Annotated in this window: 16 protein-coding genes; 3 read left to right on the top strand and 13 right to left on the bottom strand. The window is 64.8% G+C overall.

Going from position 1 to position 20,386, the window contains the following annotated elements:
• Window positions 1-410 precede the first annotated feature (410 nt).
• From accC to scpA, 4 genes are all read right to left on the bottom strand, one after another.
• On the bottom strand, window positions 411-2,399 hold the full coding sequence (gene accC / locus ACUH78_RS05985) for an acetyl-CoA carboxylase biotin carboxylase subunit (protein ID WP_445333000.1): 1,989 nt from the start codon (window positions 2,397-2,399) through the stop codon (window positions 411-413).
• 22 nt (window positions 2,400-2,421) lie between these two features.
• Entirely contained in the window at window positions 2,422-3,954 is a 1,533-nt protein-coding gene (locus ACUH78_RS05980) for an acyl-CoA carboxylase subunit beta (RefSeq protein ID WP_418363681.1), read from the bottom strand.
• 48 nt (window positions 3,955-4,002) lie between these two features.
• Window positions 4,003-5,049, bottom strand: coding sequence for a methylmalonyl Co-A mutase-associated GTPase MeaB (gene meaB / locus ACUH78_RS05975; RefSeq protein ID WP_445333001.1), 1,047 nt, complete (start codon window positions 5,047-5,049; stop codon window positions 4,003-4,005).
• A 65-nt stretch (window positions 5,050-5,114) separates the two neighbouring features.
• A complete protein-coding gene (scpA, locus tag ACUH78_RS05970; RefSeq protein WP_435750674.1) occupies window positions 5,115-7,280 on the bottom strand; it encodes a methylmalonyl-CoA mutase in 2,166 nt (721 codons plus the stop codon).
• Window positions 7,281-7,604: 324 nt separating this feature from the next.
• Here scpA and ACUH78_RS05965 point away from each other — a divergent pair, with 324 nt between their 5' ends.
• Entirely contained in the window at window positions 7,605-8,282 is a 678-nt protein-coding gene (locus tag ACUH78_RS05965; protein ID WP_418363684.1) for a GntR family transcriptional regulator, read from the top strand.
• Here ACUH78_RS05965 and paeA read toward each other — a convergent pair.
• The 3 genes from paeA to ACUH78_RS05950 form a co-directional block, all read right to left on the bottom strand.
• Window positions 8,266-9,564, bottom strand: a complete 1,299-nt coding sequence (paeA, locus tag ACUH78_RS05960; protein WP_418363685.1) for a polyamine export protein PaeA — start codon at window positions 9,562-9,564, stop codon at window positions 8,266-8,268. The genes ACUH78_RS05965 and paeA overlap by 17 nt on opposite strands.
• A 251-nt stretch (window positions 9,565-9,815) precedes the next feature.
• Window positions 9,816-11,495: a cation acetate symporter gene (locus ACUH78_RS05955; RefSeq protein WP_445333002.1), complete on the bottom strand. Its 1,680-nt coding sequence runs from the start codon at window positions 11,493-11,495 to the stop codon at window positions 9,816-9,818.
• A complete protein-coding gene (locus tag ACUH78_RS05950; protein ID WP_445333003.1) occupies window positions 11,495-11,815 on the bottom strand; it encodes a DUF485 domain-containing protein in 321 nt (106 codons plus the stop codon). Before ACUH78_RS05950 ends, ACUH78_RS05955 begins: the two co-directional genes overlap by 1 nt.
• Before the next feature lie 168 nt (window positions 11,816-11,983).
• Here ACUH78_RS05950 and ACUH78_RS05945 point away from each other — a divergent pair, with 168 nt between their 5' ends.
• Window positions 11,984-12,766, top strand: a complete 783-nt coding sequence (locus tag ACUH78_RS05945; protein WP_445333004.1) for an enoyl-CoA hydratase/isomerase family protein — start codon at window positions 11,984-11,986, stop codon at window positions 12,764-12,766.
• Window positions 12,767-12,771: 5 nt separating this feature from the next.
• Here the strand turns inward: ACUH78_RS05945 and pgaD are convergent, their stop codons facing one another.
• From pgaD to ACUH78_RS05930, 3 genes are read right to left on the bottom strand one after another with little or no spacing between them, the layout of a single operon-like run.
• Window positions 12,772-13,263, bottom strand: coding sequence for a poly-beta-1,6-N-acetyl-D-glucosamine biosynthesis protein PgaD (gene pgaD, locus ACUH78_RS05940; RefSeq protein WP_445333005.1), 492 nt, complete (start codon window positions 13,261-13,263; stop codon window positions 12,772-12,774).
• A gap of 41 nt (window positions 13,264-13,304) precedes the next feature.
• Window positions 13,305-14,579 carry a poly-beta-1,6-N-acetyl-D-glucosamine synthase gene (gene pgaC / locus ACUH78_RS05935; protein WP_445333006.1) on the bottom strand — a complete coding sequence of 425 codons (1,275 nt, stop codon included), beginning with the start codon at window positions 14,577-14,579 and terminating at the stop codon, window positions 13,305-13,307.
• 26 nt (window positions 14,580-14,605) lie between these two features.
• On the bottom strand, window positions 14,606-16,453 hold the full coding sequence (locus ACUH78_RS05930; protein WP_445333007.1) for a tetratricopeptide repeat protein: 1,848 nt from the start codon (window positions 16,451-16,453) through the stop codon (window positions 14,606-14,608).
• 274 nt (window positions 16,454-16,727) lie between these two features.
• On the opposite strand from ACUH78_RS05930, the gene ACUH78_RS05925 reads away from it, so the two are divergent.
• The gene (locus ACUH78_RS05925; RefSeq protein WP_445333008.1) at window positions 16,728-17,591 is read left to right on the top strand and encodes a PA14 domain-containing protein; all 864 of its coding nucleotides are present in this window, start codon (window positions 16,728-16,730) and stop codon (window positions 17,589-17,591) included.
• Window positions 17,592-17,632: 41 nt separating this feature from the next.
• On the opposite strand, the gene ACUH78_RS05920 is transcribed toward ACUH78_RS05925, so the two are convergent.
• The 3 genes from ACUH78_RS05920 to ACUH78_RS05910 form a co-directional block, all read right to left on the bottom strand.
• Window positions 17,633-18,214: a DUF3299 domain-containing protein gene (locus ACUH78_RS05920; protein WP_445333009.1), complete on the bottom strand. Its 582-nt coding sequence runs from the start codon at window positions 18,212-18,214 to the stop codon at window positions 17,633-17,635.
• A 121-nt stretch (window positions 18,215-18,335) separates the two neighbouring features.
• On the bottom strand, window positions 18,336-19,631 hold the full coding sequence (locus ACUH78_RS05915) for an ABC transporter permease (RefSeq protein WP_445333010.1): 1,296 nt from the start codon (window positions 19,629-19,631) through the stop codon (window positions 18,336-18,338).
• Window positions 19,628-20,383: an ABC transporter ATP-binding protein gene (locus tag ACUH78_RS05910; RefSeq protein ID WP_445333011.1), complete on the bottom strand. Its 756-nt coding sequence runs from the start codon at window positions 20,381-20,383 to the stop codon at window positions 19,628-19,630. Before ACUH78_RS05910 ends, ACUH78_RS05915 begins: the two co-directional genes overlap by 4 nt.
• Window positions 20,384-20,386: the final 3 nt, after the last annotated feature.

Here is a 20,386-nt window from a genome sequence, read left to right as displayed (position 1 = left end):
GAACGGTCTCGCGCCGCCCACGGCACCGCACCGCATGTCGAAACATCGGCGCGTGGCTTGCATGGATGATGTGGAAGGGCCCTGCGGAATCAGGCTGCTGGGCAGCCCGGGGCCTGGATTGCACACCCCCTGGGAGAGGGGGCGGATGAGCGACCTGGATGATAGGTCACAAATTTGTTTTGCACAAATTTACAGATGCGTGGATGTGACCGGGCACGCATCCGAAAGTTCACTGCGCGCGCGCGCCAGCGCCTCCGATGGACGTTCCCTAAGGCCACACTGCCCGACCGCACAGGGCAGTAAATGCGCGAAGAACCAAAAAAAAGGCCTGCTTGCGCAGGCCCCGTGCCGACAGGCACCCGGGCGTTGCCCGGGTCTCCCTCCCCATCGATCGAAAGAAGTGAGTCCGATTATTCGAACTCGATGATCACTTCATCCACGGACAGGCTGGCACCCGGCTTCGCGACGATCTTCTTCACCTTGCCGTCCTGCTCGGCCTTGAGCACGTTCTCCATCTTCATCGCTTCGATGATGGCGAGCTTCTCGCCGGCCTTCACTTCCTGCCCCTCGCTCACCGAAACCTCGCGCAGCAGGCCCGGCATCGGCGACAGCAGGAACTTCGACAGGTCGGGCGGAAGCTTCTCCGGCATCAGCGACAGCAGGTGTGCGGCGCGCACCGTCATGACTATGGGCTCCACCTGCAGCCCGAAGTGCGAGATGCGGTAACGCAGTCCTCGGCGCTCGATCTGCAGGCCGACCGGTGCACCATTGACGGTGCCGGAGAACAGCAGGTCGCCGAAGGTCCAGCCGGACACGATGTTGTACGTCTTGCCCATGTGGGTGACGGCGAGCCCACCTTCGATCGCGGCAACGTGCATCGGATACTGCGTGCCGCCCATGACCACCACCCAATCCGTGGCCACCTTGCGGCCATGGCCGGCGAGTTGCCCCTCGATCTGCACCGCGCGCTCGATGTAGCGCATGCGGGCAAAGGTGGCGACTGCGGCAAGCAGCGCCGGATCGTCGTGCGGCACCATCGAGGCGTCGAAGCCCTGCGGGTACTCCTCGGCGATGAAGCCGGTGTTGAAGTTGCCCGAGCAGAACCGCGGGTGCTGCAGCAGCGCGGCCTGGAAGGGGATGTTCGAACTGATGCCGCGGATCACGAAGGCATTGAGCGCGTCCCGCATGCGCTCGATGGCTTCCTGGCGGTCCTTGCCGTGCACGATGAGCTTGGCGATCATCGAGTCGTAGAACATCGAGATCTCACCGCCCTCATACACGCCGGTGTCGACACGCACGCCATTGCCTTCGGCCGGTGCCTGGAACTTCACCAGGCGACCAGTGGACGGCAGGAAGCCGCGGAACGGGTCTTCGGCGTTGATGCGGCATTCCATCGACCAGCCATTGATCTTCACGTCAGCCTGGCTGAGGGGCAGCTTCTCGCCATACGCCACGCGGATCATCTGCTCGACGAGGTCGAGGCCGGTGATCAGCTCGGTGACCGGGTGCTCGACCTGCAGGCGGGTGTTCATCTCCAGGAAGTAGAACTCCTTGGTGGCGCCGGAGACGACGAACTCGACCGTGCCAGCCGATTCGTAGTTCACCGCACGCGCCAGCGCCACGGCCTGCTCGCCCATCGCCTTGCGCATCTCGGGGTCGACGAATGGGCTCGGCGCCTCCTCGATGACCTTCTGGTGACGACGCTGGATCGAGCAGTCGCGCTCGTTCAGATAGACGTAGTTGCCGTGCGAATCGCCCAGCACCTGGATCTCGATGTGGCGCGGCTCGAGCACGTACTTCTCGATGAAGACCCGGTCGTCACCGAAGGCGTTGCGGGCTTCGTTGACGCAGGAGGCAAAGCCTTCATGCGCTTCCTTGTCGTTGAAGGCCACGCGCAACCCCTTGCCGCCACCACCAGCCGAGGCCTTGATCATGACCGGGTAGCCGATGTTCCTGGCGATTTCGACCGCCTCGTCCGGACCCGAGATCGCGTCGTTGTAACCGGGGATGGTGTTCACGCCGGCTGCGATCGCGAGCTTCTTCGACTCGATCTTGTCGCCCATCTTGGCAACCGAGTAATGCTTCGGGCCGATGAACTTGATGCCCTCCTCTTCCAGCCGGCGCGAGAACTCGGCGTTCTCCGACAGGAAGCCGTAGCCCGGATGCACCGCTTCGGCACCAGTCTGCTTGCACGCGGCGATGATCTTGTCGATCACCAGATAAGACTCTTTGGACGGCGCCGGGCCGATGCAGACGGCCTCATCAGCCATCTCCACGAATAGCGCGGCCTTGTCCGCCTCGGAGTGCACCGCGACGGTGGCGATGCCCATCTTGCGGGCGGTCTTGATGACGCGGCAGGCAATCTCGCCACGGTTTGCAATCAGGATCTTCTTGAACATGTGACTATTCCTCGTACGCGGATCAGAGCGGGATGTTGCCGTGCTTGCGCCACGGGTTGTCCAGCTGCTTGTCGCGCAGCATGGCCAGCGAACGGCACACGCGCTTGCGGGTGTTGTGCGGCATGATCACGTCGTCGATGAAGCCGCGGTGCGCCGCGACGAAGGGGTTGGCGAAACGCGCCTTGTATTCGGCCTCGCGCTGGGCGAGCTTCTCGGCGTCGTTCTTTTCTTCGCGGAAGATGATCTCGACCGCGCCCTTGGCGCCCATCACCGCGATCTCGGCGCTCGGCCAGGCGAGGTTGACGTCACCGCGCAGATGCTTGGACGACATCACGTCGTAGGCACCGCCGTAGGCCTTGCGGGTGATGATGGTGACCTTGGGCACGGTGCACTCGGCGTAGGCATAGAGCAGCTTGGCGCCGTGCTTGATGATGCCGCCGTACTCCTGCGAGGTGCCGGGCATGAAGCCCGGAACGTCCACCAGCGTGACCACCGGGATGTTGAAGGCGTCGCAGAAGCGCACGAAGCGGGCAGCCTTGATCGAGCTCTTGATGTCGAGGCAACCGGCCAGCACCAGCGGCTGGTTGGCGACGATACCCACCGGCTGGCCTTCCATGCGTGCCAGGCCGATGATGATGTTCTTGGCGTAATCGGGCTGCAGCTCGAAGAAATCGCCGTCATCGACCATCTTGACGATCAGCTCCTTCATGTCGTACGGCTGGTTGGGATTCTCCGGGACCAGGGTGTCGAGCGACATCTCGATGCGATCGGCCGGGTCGGCGCACGGGATGACCGGCGGCTTCTCGCGGTTGCTCGCGGGCAAGAAGCCGACCAGACGGCGGGTCATCATCAAGGCCTCGACGTCGTTCTCGAACGCGAGGTCGGCCACACCCGACTTGGTGTTGTGGGTGATCGCGCCGCCCAGCTCCTCGGCCGTGACCTCCTCGTGGGTCACGGTCTTCACGACCTCGGGGCCGGTCACGAACATGTAGGACGAGTCCTTGACCATGAAGATGAAGTCGGTCATCGCCGGGCTATACACCGCACCGCCGGCGCAGGGCCCCATGATCAGGGAGATCTGAGGGATCACGCCCGAGGCCAGCACGTTGCGCTGGAACACGTCGGCATAGCCGCCGAGCGAGTCGACCCCCTCCTGGATGCGGGCGCCGCCCGAGTCGTTGAGCCCGATCACGGGCGCACCGACCTTCATCGCGTGGTCCATGACCTTGCAGATCTTCTCTGCGTGGGTCTCCGACAGCGAGCCGCCGAACACGGTGAAGTCCTGCGAAAACACGAACACCAGCCGACCGTTGACCGTGCCGTACCCGGTCACCACGCCGTCACCGGGGATGTGGTCGGCGTCCATGCCGAACTCGGTGCAGCGGTGCTCCTTGTACATGTCCCACTCTTCGAAGCTGTCGTCGTCGAGCAGCAGCTCGATGCGCTCGCGCGCGGTGAGCTTTCCCTTGCGGTGCTGCGCGTCGATGCGCTTCTGGCCGCCACCGAGGCGGGCCAGTTCGCGCTTCTCCTCGAGCTGGCGAATGATGTTTTGCATGAGTGTGATCTCCTGTCAGATCTTGAGTTTGGCCGACCGGCTGCGCCGTCAGCCCTGTTCGCGGGTCTGGAGGTGGCCGAGCAGGCGCAGGGCTGCGGCCGCGGGCGTACTTCCCCCCTCCTCGACTGCGCGCGCGAGGACGGGAAGCTCCTCGCGCACGCGTGGATGGCTGCGGAAACGGCTGCGCAGCCCGGAATCGATCATTTCCCACATCCAGGCCAGGGCCTGGTGGCGGCGCTTGGCATCGAACTCGCCGGAGGCGGTCAGCGCCTTGCGGTACGCCGACACCGTGTTCCAGAACTCGGCGATGCCTTCCTTCTTCAGCGCGGAGAGCGTCAGCACCGGCACCGTCCAGTTGGGGCTGGCCGGACGCAGCATGTGCAGCGCGGTCTTGATCTGTGACTTCGCGCGCATCGCCGCGGAGGGGTCGATGTCGGCCTTGTTGATGACGATCAGGTCGGCAATCTCCATGATTCCCTTCTTGATCGCCTGCAGATCATCTCCCGCGTTGGGCAGTTGCAGCAGGCAGAAGATATCGGTCATGCCCGCCACCGCCGTCTCGCTCTGGCCCACGCCCACCGTCTCGACGATGATCACATCGAAGCCGGCCGCTTCGCACACCAGAAGGGTCTCGCGCGTCTTCTCCGCCACGCCGCCCAGGCTGCAGGCCGAGGGGCTGGGGCGAATGAAGGCGGCAGGATTCTGCGACAGCAACTCCATACGCGTCTTGTCGCCGAGGATCGAGCCCCCGGTCACCGACGACGATGGGTCCACCGCAAGCACCGCCACGCGCAAGCCCTGCTCGATCAGATACAGGCCCAGCGCCTCGATGAAGGTGGACTTGCCCACCCCGGGGACGCCGGAAATACCCACCCGCATCGCCCCGCCAGTATGCGGCAGCAGGCTTTCGAGCACCTGCCGTGCGCGCGCCTTGTGGTCCTCGCGCTGCGATTCGATCAGCGTGATGGTCTTGGCAAGCGGTCGCAGCTGGCGCGCCAGCACGCCATCGACCAGTACCTGATCGACGGCATCGAGCGGCTCGGCGGTGGCGGCGGACATGGCGGAGGGCCGCAGTTCGGGCTTGTTCATCGGCATCGGTAACGGATATCGCGCGGCCCCGGTCGGCGGCACGCGCCGACCGGGGCCTGGGTTGCGCAAACTCAGGCCTTGCCGCGAGCGGCGCGGATCTGCTTGAGCACCTCGCGGGCAGCGGCCGGAATCGGCGTGCCCGGGCCGAAGATGCCCTTCGCGCCGGCAGCATACAGCGTGTCGTAGTCCTGCGCCGGAATCACGCCGCCAACGAACGTGATGATGTCGTCCGCGCCGAGGCGCTTGAGCTCGTTGATGACGGCCGGCACCAGGGTCTTGTGGCCAGCGGCGAGGCTGGAGCAGCCGACCGCATGCACGTCGTTCTCGACCGCGTGGCGGGCGGCTTCTTCCGGGGTCTGGAAGAGCGGGCCGATGTCGATGTCGAAGCCGAGGTCGGCGAAGGCCGAGGCCACCACCTTGGCGCCGCGGTCGTGGCCGTCCTGGCCGAGCTTGGCGATCATCACGCGCGGGCGGCGGCCTTCCTCGGCGATGAAGGCCTCGATGTCGGCCTTGAGGGCCTTCCAGTCTTCCTGTTCTTCCACGACGGCTCCATAGACGCCGGACACGGCTTGCGGGTTGGCACGATAGCGGCCGAAGACCTTCTCCAGCGCATCGGAGATCTCGCCCACGGTGGCGCGCAGACGGATGGCCTTGACCGCGAGGTCGAGCAGGTTGCCTTCGCTCGTCTCGGCGCACCGGGTCAGCGCGTCGAGCGCGGTCTGTACCGCAGCCGCGTCGCGTGTCGAGCGGATCTTGTTCAGGCGGGCGATCTGGGCCTCACGCACCGCGTGGTTGTCGATGTCGAGGATGTCGATCGGGTCTTCCTTGGCGAGCTTGTACTTGTTCACCCCGACGATGACGTCCTTGCCCGAATCGATACGTGCCTGCTTGTCGGCGGCGCACTCCTCGACCTTCATCTTGGCCCAGCCGGATTCGACCGCCTTGGTCATGCCGCCCATGGACTCGATCTCCTCGATCAACGCCCAGGCCTTGTCGGCCATGTCCTGGGTGAGCGTCTCCATCATGTAGGAGCCCGCCCAGGGGTCGACGACGTTACAGATATGGGTCTCTTCCTGGATGATGATCTGGGTGTTGCGCGCGATGCGGGCGGAGAACTCGGTCGGCAGCGCGATGGCTTCGTCGAGCGCGTTGGTGTGCAGCGACTGCGTGCCGCCGAACACCGCGGCCATGGCCTCGATGGTGGTGCGCACGACGTTGTTGTACGGGTCCTGCTCGGTGAGCGACCAGCCCGAGGTCTGCGAGTGTGTGCGCAGCATCATCGACTTGGGGCTCTTCGGATTGAACTGCTTCATGATGCGCCACCACAGCAGCCGCGCTGCGCGCATCTTGGCGATCTCGAGGTAGAAGTTCATGCCTACCGCCCAGAAGAAGGACAGGCGGCCAGCGAAGGTGTCGACGTCCATGCCGCTGGCGATGCCGGTGCGCACGTATTCCAGACCGTCAGCGAGCGTGAAGGCCAACTCGATGGCCTGGTTCGCGCCCGCCTCCTGGATGTGGTAGCCGGAGATCGAGATGCTGTTGAACTTCGGCATGTGTTGCGCGGTGTAGCCGAAGATGTCGGCGATGATCTTCATCGACGGGGTGGGCGGATAGATGTAGGTGTTCCGCACCATGAATTCTTTCAGAATGTCGTTCTGGATCGTTCCCGAGAGCTTGTCCTGACTGACGCCCTGCTCCTCGGCTGCGACGATGTAGCCGGCGAGGATGGGCAGCACGGCGCCGTTCATGGTCATCGACACCGACACCTTGTCGAGCGGGATCTGGTCGAACAGGATCTTCATGTCCTCGACCGAATCGATCGCCACGCCGGCCTTGCCGACGTCGCCGGTCACGCGCGGGTGGTCGGAGTCGTAGCCGCGGTGGGTGGCCAGGTCGAAGGCCACCGACACGCCCTGGCCGCCGGCGGCGAGCGCCTTGCGGTAGAAGGCGTTGGACGCCTCCGCGGTGGAGAAGCCGGCGTACTGGCGTATGGTCCACGGCTTGACGGCGTACATGGTGGGCTGCGGGCCGCGCAGGAAGGGCTCGAAACCGGGCAGCGTGTCGGCATGCTGCAGGTCTTCGGTGTCGGCCCGGGTGTACAGCGGCTTGACGGTCAGCCCCTCGGGCGTGATCCAGTTGAGCTTTTCGATGTCACCGCCAGGGGCCTGCTTGGCGGCGGCTTTTTTCCAGGCCTCGAGATCGGGCTGGGGATAGACGGGCTCGTTGGCGTTCGACATGAAAACCTCTTCGATTCGGCAGCGGTCGCTGCCTGCGTAGGACATGGATGGGTGCACCGTCGCAGAAGGACGCATACTCCCTCTCTTCGACGACGGGGCCGCCCGCGGCACCTGCCGCGAGCGGCCGTCGACGTTCCGGCATCCGCCGCGCCCCCTCTCCTTTCATCGACCGGGGCCGACGCCTCCCAAGACGCGCGGTGCACTGGAACTTGACTTGCTCAGCTATAAAATAATACTTTATCCATAATTATGGACGCAATGGGGAGTTGTCGAAGAACGACAGCCATTGCGCCCGCCTCCACCGCACACGCCCGAACACCGCACATGAACGCGTCACGCATCGCGCCGATCGCCCTCTATCAGGAAGTCGCAGAACGCCTCCGGCAGCGCATCTTCTCGCACGAACTGCCTCCCGGCACCTGGGTCGACGAACAGGCGCTGGCCGAGCAGTATGGCATCTCGCGCACCCCGTTGCGCGAGGCGCTCAAGGTCCTCGCCTCGGAAGGCCTGGTGACGCTGAAGCCGCGCCGCGGCTGCTACGTCACCGAAATCTCCGAGCGCGATCTGGACGAAGTGTTCAGCGTCATGTCGATGCTGGAAGGCGAATGCGCACGTCTCTCGGCGACGAAGGCGACCGAGGGGGATTTCGTCCGTCTGCGCGGTATCCATGCGGATCTGGAGAAGGCTGCCGAAAAGGGCAACATCGACCGCTTCTTCGAGGCCAACCAGGCCTTTCACCTCGCCTTGCAGGAGATCGCGGACAACCGCTGGCTGCTGCACGTGATCGAGGACCTGCGCAAGGTGATCAAGCTGTCCCGCCATCACTCCCTGTTCTCGGAGGGACGGCTGGAGCAATCGCTGGCCGAGCACCGCGACATCATGGAGGCGCTGCTCGCACGCGACAGCGCGCGCGCGGAAAAGCACATGCGCACGCACATCCTCAGCGGCCGCGCCGCCCTCGCCCGCATCGCGGAGATGCGCAGCGCTACGCAGCCGGTGTGACCCCTTCGCGCGTCACCAGCACCTGGTCGATGCGGTAGTTGTCGATATCGACCACCTCGAACTTGTAACCGGCGTAGAGCACGAAGTCGGTGCGCTTGGGCACCTTGCGCAGCCTGTACATCAGGAATCCGGCCACCGTTTCGTAGTTCTGGAAGCCCTCGAACACCTCGATGTCGAGCGCCTGCATGACGTCCTCGATCGGCGTGACGCCGTCGATGAGCCAGGAATGCTCGTCTCGCCGGACGATCAGCTCTTCCTGGAAGGGGCTGACCAGGTCGCCCATCACCGTGTTCATGACGTCCTGCAGCGCGAGCAGCCCGACCACCAGCGCATACTCGTTGAGCACCAGGGCGAAGTCCTCCTTTGCGTCGCGAAAGCGCTCCAGTGCCTCGAACAGGGTAAGCGTATCCGGCAGCATCAGCACCTTGCGCACGATCGGCTGGGTGCGCAACGAAAGGTCCTGACCCTGCACGATGCGCGGCAGGATGTCCTTCGCATCCACATAGCCGATCACGCTGTCGATGCCGTCCTCGCACACCGGGAACTTGCCGTGCGGGTGCTCGGCGATCTTGCGCCGGATGCTCTCCTCCGATTCGGAGAGGGTCAGGAAGACAATGCTCTCGCGCGAGGTCATCGCCGAGGGCACGATGCGCGAGTCGAGTTCAAACACGTTGCTGATCAGGTGCTGCTCCTGGCGCAGCAGGGCGCCGGCCTGTGCCCCTGCATCGGCCATGGCCATGATGTCGTCGGCGGTGATGTCCTCGATGCGCGCACTCGGCAGCTTGAGCCAGCGGAAGAGTAGGTTTGCCGCCCCGCTGAAGACCCACACCAGCGGCGCGAACAGCCACATGCACACCTGCATCGGCTGCACCACCGCCACCGCGATGCGCTCGGGCTGCACCATCGCCAACCGCTTGGGCATGAGGTCGGCGAACAGCACGAACAGAGAGGTCACGAACACGAAGGAGAAGATGAAGGCGACCGTATCGCGCATCGAACCGTCGTAGACCGGCCGCAGCAGTTCAACCACGTAGGGCGAGAGCGCCTGCTCGCCGACCACGCCGCCGAGGATCGCGACCGCATTGAGCCCGATCTGCACCACAGTGAAGAAATTGCCGGGGTTGTCCTGCAGCGCCAGCACGCGCTGCGCGTTGACCTGTCCCCCTTCGGCCATCAAACGCAGCTTGATCTTGCGCGAGGCAGCGAGGGAGATCTCGGACATCGAGAAGAAAGCGCTGACCGCGATCAGCAGAAGAATGACGAAAAGCTCGTTGATTGGCACGACGACTCCTTTGGGATGAAGGCCCCGCCGGAAGGCAAAACCACAGGGTGATGGCGCCCGAGTCTATCACTCGAGCCTCACCGGAGCGGCCGTACGCCCGTGAACGAAAAAGCCCGCCCCCACGCTGTGCCGTGGGAGCGGGCCTGTGCCGCGAATGCCTTCCTGTTCGCGGGCAAGCCCGCTTGCCAAGAGGCAATCGTTGTCTCGCGCCGCGCATCACCCGCGCTGGGCGGGCGAGGCAGCGCGGTCGATCAGTGCGACGATGCGGTCGCTGCACCCACGCCGGTCTGGGCGCGAACGTACTGATCCTCGAAGGCTTCCTTCTCGGCCTCGGCCGCCTTGCTCTTGTCGAGCGTGGAGAACAGCCAGGTCATGAAGAAGGCGATCGGCATCGAGAACAGCGCCGGCTGGGTGTAGGGGAAGATCGCCGACTCGAAGTGCAGCACGTCGACCCAGACAGACTTCGACAGGAGCACGAAGATCACCGCGCTGACCAGGCCGGAGTAGCCGCCCATGAGCGCACCCCGGGTGGTCAGGCCCTTCCAGTACATCGACAGGATCAGCACCGGGAAGTTGGCCGAGGCCGCCACACCGAAGGCAAGCGCGACCATGAACGCGATGTTCATCTTCTCGAAAGCCATGCCGAGCAGGATGGCGACGATACCCAGGCCGATGGTAGCGAACTTCGACACACGCAGTTCGGTGGCTTCGTTGGCCTTGCCCTTCATGATGACGCGCGAGTAGATGTCGTGCGAGATCGCCGAGGCACCGGCCAGCGCCAGGCCTGCCACCACCGCGAGGATGGTCGCGAACGCCACCGCCGACAGGAAGCCGAGCAGCAGGTTGCCGCCGACCGCGTTCGCCAGGTGCATGGCGATCATGTTGCCGCCGCCAATGACCTTGCCACCGATAACGCCACCTTCGAAGAACTCCGGGTTCTGGCCGACGATGAGGATCGCGCACAGGCCCATGATGGCGATGACGTTGAAGAAGTAGGCGACGATGCCCGAGGCGTAGAGCACCGACTTGCGCGCTTCCTTGGCGTCGGTCACGGTGAAGAAGCGCATCAGGATGTGCGGCAGGCCGGCGGTACCGAACATCAGGCCGAGGCCGAGCGAGATCGCGGTGACCGGATCGGCGAGCAGACTGCCAGGGTTGAGCAGCTTGTCACCCAACTTGTGCACCTCCATCGCACGCGTGGTCAGCTCGTCAAACGAGAAGCCGAACTGGCTGAACGCGAGCAGACCCACCGCGGTGCCGCCGATCAGCAGCATGCAGGCCTTGATGATCTGCACCCAGGTGGTCGCCACCATGCCGCCAAACGTCACGTACACCATCATCAGCGCGCCGACGACGACGAGCGCGATGTTGTAGTCGAGACCGAACAGCAGCTTGATGAGCTGACCGGCACCGACCATCTGCGCGACAAGGTAGAAGCACACCACGGTGAGCGAGCTGACCGCGGCCATCGTGCGCACCTTGCCCTGGTCGAGGCGATAGGCGGTGATGTCGGCGAAGGTGAACTTGCCCAGGTTGCGCAGGCGTTCGGCCATCAGGAACAGGATGATCGGCCAGCCGACGAAGAAGGACAGCATGTAGATATACGCATCCACACCCTGCGCGTACATCATCGCGGTAAGACCGAGCAGCGTGGCCGCCGACATGTAGTCACCGGCGATCGCCAGGCCGTTCTGGAAGCCGGTGATACCACCACCCGCCGTATAGAAGTCGGAGGTCGACTTGGTGCGGCTGGCCGCCCAGTAGGTGATACCCAGGGTCATCAGCACGAACACGAAGAACATGCCGATGGCGTGAAGGTTGAGCGGCTGCTTCTCGGCAGCATCCATCGCGGGGCCGGCGGCGAGCGCGAGCGGGCTGGCGGCCAGGGCGAGCAGGCCGGCTGCGCTGAGGGAAAGCTTACGGGCGTTCATCACTTCTCCTCCTTCCATGCGGCCTTGACGAGTTCCTTGTTGATGTCGTCGAACTCGCCGTTGGCGCGACGCACGTACACAAGGGTCAGGATCCAGAAGAAGATGAATTGCAGCAGGCCAGCCAGAATGCCGAAAGTCAGGTTGCTGCCCTCGAACAGGCGCGTCCCGATGACTTCGGGCGCGAACGCCACGAGCAGCACGAAGCCGTAGAAGACGATCAGAACGATCGCCGCAAGGATGCCCGCAAAGCGAGTCCGTTTGGACACCAGTTCCGCAAAACGCGGATTGCGCCGTATGTGCGCATACATCGAGCTAGACACTTTCTCCCTCCTCGTGGAAAAGCAACGCTTGGAACGCTCCTCCTCCACCCTCCTCTGATCGACCGTTCCGTCTGACGCGGCGTGTCGAGCGAGCGGATGATATATCATCCATAAGAGTCCATACAGGTCCGTATGGAAAAATTTTATTTATCGAAAATCCCGAATGCGATGAACACACGAATCGATCTCGAACTCCAGAACGGTATCGCGACACTCACCCTGCACAATCCGGCCAAGCTGAACGCGGTCAACGCCGCAATGTGGCGCGGACTCTCTGCCGCCATGGAAAAGATCGCCGTCGACGACAGCGTGCGCTGCGTGATCCTGCGCGGCGCCGGCGAGGAGGCCTTCGCCGCGGGGGGCGACATCGAAGAGTTCGTTCGCGTGCGCAGCACGGTCGATGACGCCCTGCACTATCACGAGGATCTGGTCGCGACCGCCCTTAACGCGATCCGCGACTGCGCAGTTCCCACGGTCGCCGCCATCCGGGGCGCGTGCATCGGCGGCGGCCTGGAGATCGCCGGCTGCTGCGACATCCGCATCGCGGGCGAATCGGCCCGCTTCGGCGCACCGATCAACCGGCTCGGATTCTCGATGTACCCGGGCGAGATGGCCGGTCTGCTCGCGCTGGTGGGTCCGGCGGTGGTGCTGGAGATCCTGCTCGAGGGGCGCATCCTCACTGCGCGCGAGGCGCTACAGAAGGGGCTGCTTTCGCGCGTGGTGGACGACGAAAAGGTAGCCGACGAGGCGGCCGCCTGCGCCACGCGCATCCGCGCTGGCGCCCCGCTGGTGGCGCGCTGGCACAAGCAGTGGGTGCGCCGGCTGATGCGCGGCGAGCCCCTCAGCGCAGAGGAAAGGCGTCAGGCCTTCGATTTCCTCGCGACCGAGGATTACCGGGAAGGACTGGCCGCATTTATGGAGAAGCGCACGCCGCAGTTCACGGGGCGCTAGTCTGCTCAGACGGCCTCGCAGGCTTGTTCTTCATCCGCGTCGCGAACGGGGCTGCTGCGCACTCGACCCGAAGGTACGGAGTCAGCGCGCGCTTCACGAAGATCGCGCTCATCCCGAGGCAGGACGGAAATGATGCGCCCCTCCGGATCGTGCTCGACGACCATGATTCGCCGTCCCTGCCAGGCGAGCAGAGAAGACTCCTCTTGTCCAAATCTCGCTTGCAGCATGGCAGGCGTGACGGCGGGAAAGGCCTTGCGTCGCTCCACGTTGCGGAAGCGCAAGTGGTTGTACTTGGCCCACGCAAGCAGGGTGATGCCCATGGCGGCGATCACCACGAGATAGGCGCCGATCAGTTCGAAGAACCCCTCGTCCCCACCAAGATCGAACATGTGAAACTTGAACTGCCAGCCGAAAAACACCCAGCCGGCCAGCGTGACCAGCGGTAGCCACAATACCAGCCACACCATCCAGAAGAAGGTGGTGAGAACGCCGGACAAGGCTCTCTGCGGCCATGACTGCAGGTCAGGGCGTTCAATGATCAGGGGGCTTCGTTCGGGCGTATCCCGCGGTCCGGGCTTTTCCATGTTGCGCGCTTCCTTCCTCTCAGGAGAACCCTCGGCAGCGCCACCACCGAGGTGCAGACGTTAAGGCCCCAGTAGGCCAGTGGATACCAGATCATCCAGTAGTAGTAGCGACCGTACCCACGCTCGTAACGCGAATCGAGGAACATGCTCACGGCGAACTGCAAAAGGCAGGTCGTCCCGATCACCAGACCGCTCCAGCCAGGGGCAAGGGTCCGGATCTGCAAGGCCTCGGGGAGTTCCAGCAGCAAACCCGCAATGAACAGCGCGACGATCGCAGCCATCGCATACGCCCACGCGACACTGGTGAAGTATTCGATGTAGATTGGCCACAAGCGGCGTTGCCGCCACTGTGCGAGAACGCCGAACTGCGCGAGCAGCACCTGGCTGCCGCCCATGGCCCATCGCAAGCGCTGACGCCAAAGCCCTTGCAGCGTTTCCGGCATCAGGATCCAGCACAGCGCATTCGGCTCGAAACGCACATCCCAGTGGCGAATCTCCAGCCGCCAGCTGACGTCGATGTCCTCCGTGAGGGCATGGGGGTTCCAGTAGCCGACATCGTGCAGCGCGCTGCGCCGGAAGCAGGCCATGACACCGGACACCGTGAACACCTTGCCGTAGGTCCGCTGGGCACGCTTGATCAAGCCGATGATCGAGGAGAACTCCCCGACCTGTATCCGCCCGAGCAGCGTGGAACGCGTACGAATGCGCGGATTGCCCGTCACAGCACCTACCCGGGGGCTGGCGAGCAGGTGGCGCATCATCCACTTCAGGCTGTTCCTGTCGACCAGCGAGTCGCCATCGATGCAGAGGAAATACTCGTGACGCGCAAACGCTGCCGCAGTGTTCAACCCTACCGCCTTGCCCTGGTTTCTCGCGAGGTGGACGACCCGGATGCGCGCATCCGCTTGAGCAAGCGCCTCGGCACGCTCGCCGGTGTCATCCGTGCTGCCATCATTGATCAGCAGGACCTCGAACTCCGGATAATCGAGTTCGCATAGCGCGGCCACCGTCTCTTCCACATTCCGCCCCTCGTTGTGACACGGAACGAGAATGCTCACTGGCGGGTAATGCGGCAGCGGCGGCGGCTGATCCGGCGGGGGGTCGCGCCGCTCGTAATGGAGGTAATAGTACAAACCGCCCGTCATCCACAGATAGGCCATGAAAAGCGGGTAATAGAACGAAAAGGCGAACAGCAGCCGGGCGATTTCGGAGAGGAGATCGGTCGTCATCACGATGGAATCCGTTGCCTGAGGCGCTAGAAGCGGAACACCAGCGAGGCATAGAGGTAAGCGCGCGTCTCATGCTCTCCGTCGTACGGAAAGCGGCGCACACCCAGGCCATAGCGCGCAGAGGCGTCATCGCCCATGCGCCACTCATGCTCGTAACGCAGTTCGCCAAAGCCTTTCCAGCCATAATCCACATCCGCGGGGCGAGCTGCAGCCCATTGGCGATACCCACCCACGGTCGCGGCGACCCGCTGGTTGAAGCGCCGCTCATAGGCATGCCAGCTCAACCAATCCGAAACCACGGTCGCGGAGAGGGCATAGTCCCGCTTGGGGTTGAAATACTCCGCGTCCGTGCGCGTGTTGCGGCTGGTGTAGGCCGCAAACTGAAGGTCGACCGCGTTTCGCGGCACGCTGTAAATACGCTCGAACCAGGTCGCGCTCAGGGTCGCCCGCTCGTTACCGTCGGTGAAATCGTAGTAGCCGACATCGATCGACTGGCGGCGCGACTCGTCTTCCGTTCGTGTTGCGCCCACTGAAAACCGCCGCGCTGCCAGGTCAGCGCCGAAATCGCCAAGGTGATAGTAGCGGCCCTTGACCGATACATCGTCCGCGCGCGACTCGAAGGCAGCACGGAACGCCCATCGGTCGCTCGGCTGCCAGTCCCCACGGAGCGAAATGGTCGCCTTGCGCGCAAACGTACGCTCAGACCCCAGCTCTGCAGCAAGGCTCCAGTCTCGTCGAGTCATCTCGACACCGACGCCGGCACGGATGTGATCGGCCCGGTTTTCATCGAAGTCCGCCATAACCCGGTGATGATGCGCAAACACCCTGAACCCGTTTCCGAGCAAGGGGCTGTACAACCAGAGGTCAGTGCTGAGGTCGTCCTTGCCGGACACTCTGCCATGTCCCTGACCGGCGTTCAGTTCAAGACTCAGGCGGGCTCTCGCTGCCGACTCCCACGCCTTGAGCAGCCGCAAAACCCCGGGGTGCTCGGGCATCGTCACGATCAGTTCATCGATCAAGGCCTTGGCCTCTTCGAGCTCGCCCATGGCCCATGCGGTTTCGGCCAGACCGATCTTCGCATGCACGTTTCCTGGCGCTTGCGCCTCAGCGCGTGCGTAGCCCGCCCGGGCCGTTCTTGGAAGGCCTCGCGCCTGCGCGAGCGCGGCAGCCTCCAACTCTCCTGCGGGCGAGTGCCGCTCTTCTTCAGAAAGCGCATCGAGCATCTGCTGCGCAAGGCGTGGCCGGTCGCTGAAGCGGTGCATGCGGGCGCGCAGCAGTCGCGTCTCCAGGGCTGCGCCATCGATCCGCTCGATCTCCGTCAGCGTCCGCTCCAGTGCCTCATCCTCACCCGCCTCGAGATAGGCGTACGCAAGACTCACGTGGAGACTGACCTCATCCGGGCTCGCTGCGAGTGAGGCCCGATAAAGCGCAATCGCATCCAGAGGGCGTCGCGCGCGCAGGGCGAGATCTCCGGCAACGCGAATCGCGTAAGGCGGTAGCGGAGCCAGTCCGGCCAGTTCACGGAGGAGGCGGTCCGCCTCATCGTCCCGGCCCCGCGCCGCCAATGCGAGCGCCCGATCGAGCATCAGCGCGCGCTCGACCGGCGCGAAGCCGCCCTCCCCTCGAAGCCTGGCAAGTCGGGCGATGTTGTCCTCGATCGCCTCATCGAGCTTGGCGTAGCGTTGCGCGCTCCAGTCCTGGTCAAGATGGCGGATGCCCGCCCGGATCTTCGCTGCGTTTTCCTCCTGCACCTCCCACCAGTGCACCGCCGGAGACACAGGGCCCGGGATGCCGTCGCCGGCCCAGCCGGGGTGGCTGAACGCGAGCGAGCTCAGGAATAGGCAGATGAGGCCCTGTGGACGAAGAAAGTGCATGCGGAAACATCAAGCGCTGAAGGCCGGAAAGGCGCGATCCTGCAGGAAGCGCGACCATCTGCACAGGGCACAATTCACGCCTTGCAGGAAACTGCACTTACGGCCCGTGTGCATGCAGGAGTCGCCGGGCACGCCTCGCGGGGTCCCTTGGCCCCTACGGCCGCGCCTCTACCATCGCTCAACTGCACGCGTCCGTGACGAATTGCCGCGCGGGCTCAAACGAGCACAGCGAGAATCAGACTGTTTCCAATCCACAAGAAATTCTGGATCCAATATGCGCTCGTCAATTATCAAAACGCTTGCGGTTCTTGCGGTCGCGCTCCAGGTGCCCCCATCGGTGTCGGCGCCCCTCGAACTCATTCCTGTCAGTACAGCGCCCTACGTAACAGGCGGCGGGCTCTCCGCAACCTGGAGCCAGGTTCGCGACGACTACCGCTTCAGCCAGCAGATGTGGACCGAAGCCGGCAGCGACCCAGCCGCCATCGGTACGTTCGGCTGGGGTACGGGCATCTGGGGCACGGTCGACGTCGCGCACGTTCAGAGCCTGCCGAACGACTCAGCCGCCCTGATCGGCCGTGTGAACGACACTTCTGCGGTGAACTTCGCCAACCTGACCTACAACATGCTGATCGGTGATGGAGCACTCGGCCACTGGGAATATGACCGGCAGCGACCACTGGCTCCGATCGTCCAGCAGACCGGCTCGCAGACAAACTACGCCGCCAGCTTCGCAGGCTTTCTCTACATCCCGGAAGCTGGCGCGTACGACTTCAGCCTTTTTGTCGACGACGGCTTCGTGTTCTCGCTCATGGGCGCCAACGGCATGCTCGGCATGGAGCGCGAGACGCTGGCCGGCAGCACCAACGGCCGCGACCTCTTTGCACTCAGCGCATCGAATGGCAACACTACGGTGATGATGGGCAGTGGCTATTACGGCATCGAGATCGATTATTTCAATCGACTTGAAGCGGGGGTGATCGACCTCGCCCTGTGGGGACCACAGGACCAGGGCTGGCGCAGCATCTCGACAGACTGGCTGTTTACGGAACTCCCCAGAAACGCGATTCCCGAACCCGGTACGCTTGCACTCGTGCTGCTTGCATTCACGGCGCTCGGGCGCCAGGCGAGGAAGACCTGAGCGGACTATCCGATCGTCTCCCCTGCAAGGATGCAGGCAAGCTACTCCGGCAAGTCCTCCACATATTCCTCGACCCGCAGCGCACGCAGCTGGTAGCCCGCTACGCCCATCTCCGAGTCCATCCGGCCCACCGCCATCACGCCATTGACCCACACCGGCAGCATGTTCCAGGCCCCGGGCACGGGCTTGTCCGGGATCACGTGGATGAGCTGGTTGGCAGGCGGTGGCGGCACATGGACGCAGGCGCCGAAATACGGCACGAGCAGGAATTCGCGGATCTGCTCGCCGTCACTCTCCAGCGGCACGAGAAAGCCGGGGATGCGCACCTGTGCGCCAGCGAGGCGTTCCACCAGCGGGGCGCGGTCCCATTCCTCGCGCAGGCGCTGCATCGCCTCCATCGCGCGCGGGTCTTCATCCTGTAACTCGTCCAGGTTCAGGCTGCCGAGAAAGCCCTCGGGGTTCCAGTCGGCAGGGATCAGGTCATCCCAGCTGACTTCGCGATACTCGCCTGCCGCCGCGCTGGCCGGCGCCGCCAGTCGGTCGCCGACCCGGTACTCCCCGGCACCCTGAGACTGCGCCTGCACAGGCAGCGCCATCACAAGCAGGCCTGCGAGCAGACCCATGCACAACATCTTCGAGCGTTTCATCATTCCTGGCCGATTGCCTGCAAACAGGGGAAGGGGAAGGCCGGCACGCGCTTCCGCGTAGCGTGACGGTCACCGCGAGATCCGCGGCAAGGCGACATCAGACACGAATCGTCATCCCGTCCGCAAGCGAATAACGGTACGCGCGCAGGGCAGGCACCAGACTCGCGAGCAGGCTCACCGCAAGCACCGCCCCCAGCAAGCGCCACTCGCCGACACCCGGCCAGCCCAGGCTCAGCTGCAGTCCGTGCGCGCTCGACAGCCAGGGCGCAAACGCAGCGCCCGCGCCATACAGCAGCACCAGCCCGAGCGCGATACCCGCCAGCGCGAGCAGCAGGCTCTCCACCGCCAGCAGCGCAAACACCTGCCGTGGACGGGCGCCGAGCGCACGCAGGATCGCGAGCTCGCGCCGGCGCTCGCCCAGGCTGGCGACCACAACCGCCACCATGCCGGCCAGCCCAACCGCCACCACCAGTGCAGACACCGCGAGCAGCGCCTTTTCGGCAATGCCGACCAGGCTCCACAACGCCTGCAGGGTCGCACCCGGCAGGATCGCAGTGAGCGCTTCGTCGGGGTATGTGTTGATCTGGCGCTGAACGCGGAACACCGCGGTGCGGCTCTTCAGCCCCACCAGCGCGGCGGTCACGGACTTGGGCTGCAGGTCGAACTTGCGCACATGCTCGGGCGCGATGCGGAGTCCCGGAATCGGCGCGCCGCCATGCCAATCGACATGGATCGCCTCGATTCCTTCCAGGCTCACCAGCAGCGCACGATCGACCGGCGTGCCGCTGCGCGCGAGGATGCCGACCACAGTAAAGGGCTTGTCGGCGTGGTCGGCGAATCGCGGCCCGCCCTCGCCGCCCAGGCTGCCGTGACTGAGCACGATGCGCTGGCCGAGCGCGTAGCCGAACCGCGCCGCGACCTCCGCGCCGAGTACCACCTCGAAAATGCCCGCCGCATCTGCGGGCTTGTCCTCGAAGGGGCGCCCCTGCGCAAACCGCAGCGGGCGACGGTCACCGTGACGATAGTGCGCAAAGAAGTCCGCCGTGGAGCCGACCACCCGATGGCCGCGATGCGAATCCCCGAGCGAGATCGGCACCAGCCACTGCACCTGCGGCAGCGCGGCCAGGTGCTCGATACTCGCCCAGGACATGTTGTTGGTCGCGCTGCCGAGGTGGAAAACGGCATACAACAGCAACTGCACCGGCCCGCTGCGCGCGCCCACGACGAGGTCGGTACCGGAGAGGGTCTGCGCGAAACCCGCCTTTGCATCGTTACGCAGGCGCTCCACGCCGAGCAGCAGCGCCACCGACAAGGCCACGGCAATCACGGTCAGCAGCACGGACAGACGCCGGTTGGCGATGCTGTGCAGGGACAGGGTGAAGACGGGGCTCATGCTGGCGCCTGCATCGAACCAGTGGCGCGATGGATCGTGGCGAGATCGAGCACGCGGTCGAAATGCCCCGCCAGGCGCTGATCATGGCTGACGAAGAGCAGCGCCGCCCCAGCCGCCGCGCACTCGTCCAGCAGCAGGTCGATGAAGGCCTGCTGACGCTCTGCGTCGAGCGCCGAGGTCGGCTCGTCGGCCACCACCAGGCCGGGACGGCCGATCAGCGCGCGCGCTGCAGCCACACGCTGCTGCTGGCCGACCGAGAGCGCGGCCGCGGGCCGATCGAGCAGCGCAGCCCCGAGATCCAGACGCTCGGCCAGGCGGGTGGCCTCGGCCTCCGGCGTGCTGCCTGCCACCGCAATGCGCGCGCGGCGTTGTGGCGAGAACCTGCAGGCAAGCAGGATGTTGTCGCGCGCGGAAAGATAGGGCAGCAGATTGAAGAGCTGGAACACGAACCCCACGTGATCGGCGCGGAAGCGGTCGCGCGCACCGGCCGAGAGCGCCGCCAGCGACTGCCCGGCGATTCGCACCACCCCCGCTTGGGGCAGGATCACGCCGCCGACCAGCGACAGCAGCGTCGTCTTGCCGCTGCCGCTGGGTCCGCGCAGGAACACCCGCTCGCCCGCGGCAATCCTCAACGTGGCGATGTTCAGGCAGTCGCAGTCTGCGCCGGGCCAGCGATAGCGCAGCGCGTCGAGCAGCACCGCGGCTGGTTCGGCAGCAGCGCCTGATGCGGTTTCGGTGGGATGGTCAGGCATGGC

Source organism: Thauera sp. ZXT1-4, from assembly GCF_052598215.2.
The sequence above is the reverse complement of the archived record's forward strand: the minus strand, read 5'-3'. Positions and strand labels throughout refer to the sequence as shown.

Coding starts and splice junctions, on each gene's coding strand:
- ACUH78_RS05945 (WP_445333004.1), top strand. CDS start 11,984: ATGAACACACGAATCGATCTCGAACTCCAGAACGGTATCGCGACACTC.
- ACUH78_RS05910 (WP_445333011.1), bottom strand. CDS start 20,383: ATGCCTGACCATCCCACCGAAACCGCATCAGGCGCTGCTGCCGAACCA.
- ACUH78_RS05915 (WP_445333010.1), bottom strand. CDS start 19,631: ATGAGCCCCGTCTTCACCCTGTCCCTGCACAGCATCGCCAACCGGCGT.
- meaB (WP_445333001.1), bottom strand. CDS start 5,049: ATGCCGATGAACAAGCCCGAACTGCGGCCCTCCGCCATGTCCGCCGCC.
- accC (WP_445333000.1), bottom strand. CDS start 2,399: ATGTTCAAGAAGATCCTGATTGCAAACCGTGGCGAGATTGCCTGCCGC.
- scpA (WP_435750674.1), bottom strand. CDS start 7,280: ATGTCGAACGCCAACGAGCCCGTCTATCCCCAGCCCGATCTCGAGGCC.
- pgaC (WP_445333006.1), bottom strand. CDS start 14,579: ATGACGACCGATCTCCTCTCCGAAATCGCCCGGCTGCTGTTCGCCTTT.
- ACUH78_RS05920 (WP_445333009.1), bottom strand. CDS start 18,214: ATGGGTCTGCTCGCAGGCCTGCTTGTGATGGCGCTGCCTGTGCAGGCG.
- ACUH78_RS05925 (WP_445333008.1), top strand. CDS start 16,728: ATGCGCTCGTCAATTATCAAAACGCTTGCGGTTCTTGCGGTCGCGCTC.
- ACUH78_RS05930 (WP_445333007.1), bottom strand. CDS start 16,453: ATGCACTTTCTTCGTCCACAGGGCCTCATCTGCCTATTCCTGAGCTCG.
- ACUH78_RS05980 (WP_418363681.1), bottom strand. CDS start 3,954: ATGCAAAACATCATTCGCCAGCTCGAGGAGAAGCGCGAACTGGCCCGC.
- ACUH78_RS05955 (WP_445333002.1), bottom strand. CDS start 11,495: ATGAACGCCCGTAAGCTTTCCCTCAGCGCAGCCGGCCTGCTCGCCCTG.
- ACUH78_RS05965 (WP_418363684.1), top strand. CDS start 7,605: ATGAACGCGTCACGCATCGCGCCGATCGCCCTCTATCAGGAAGTCGCA.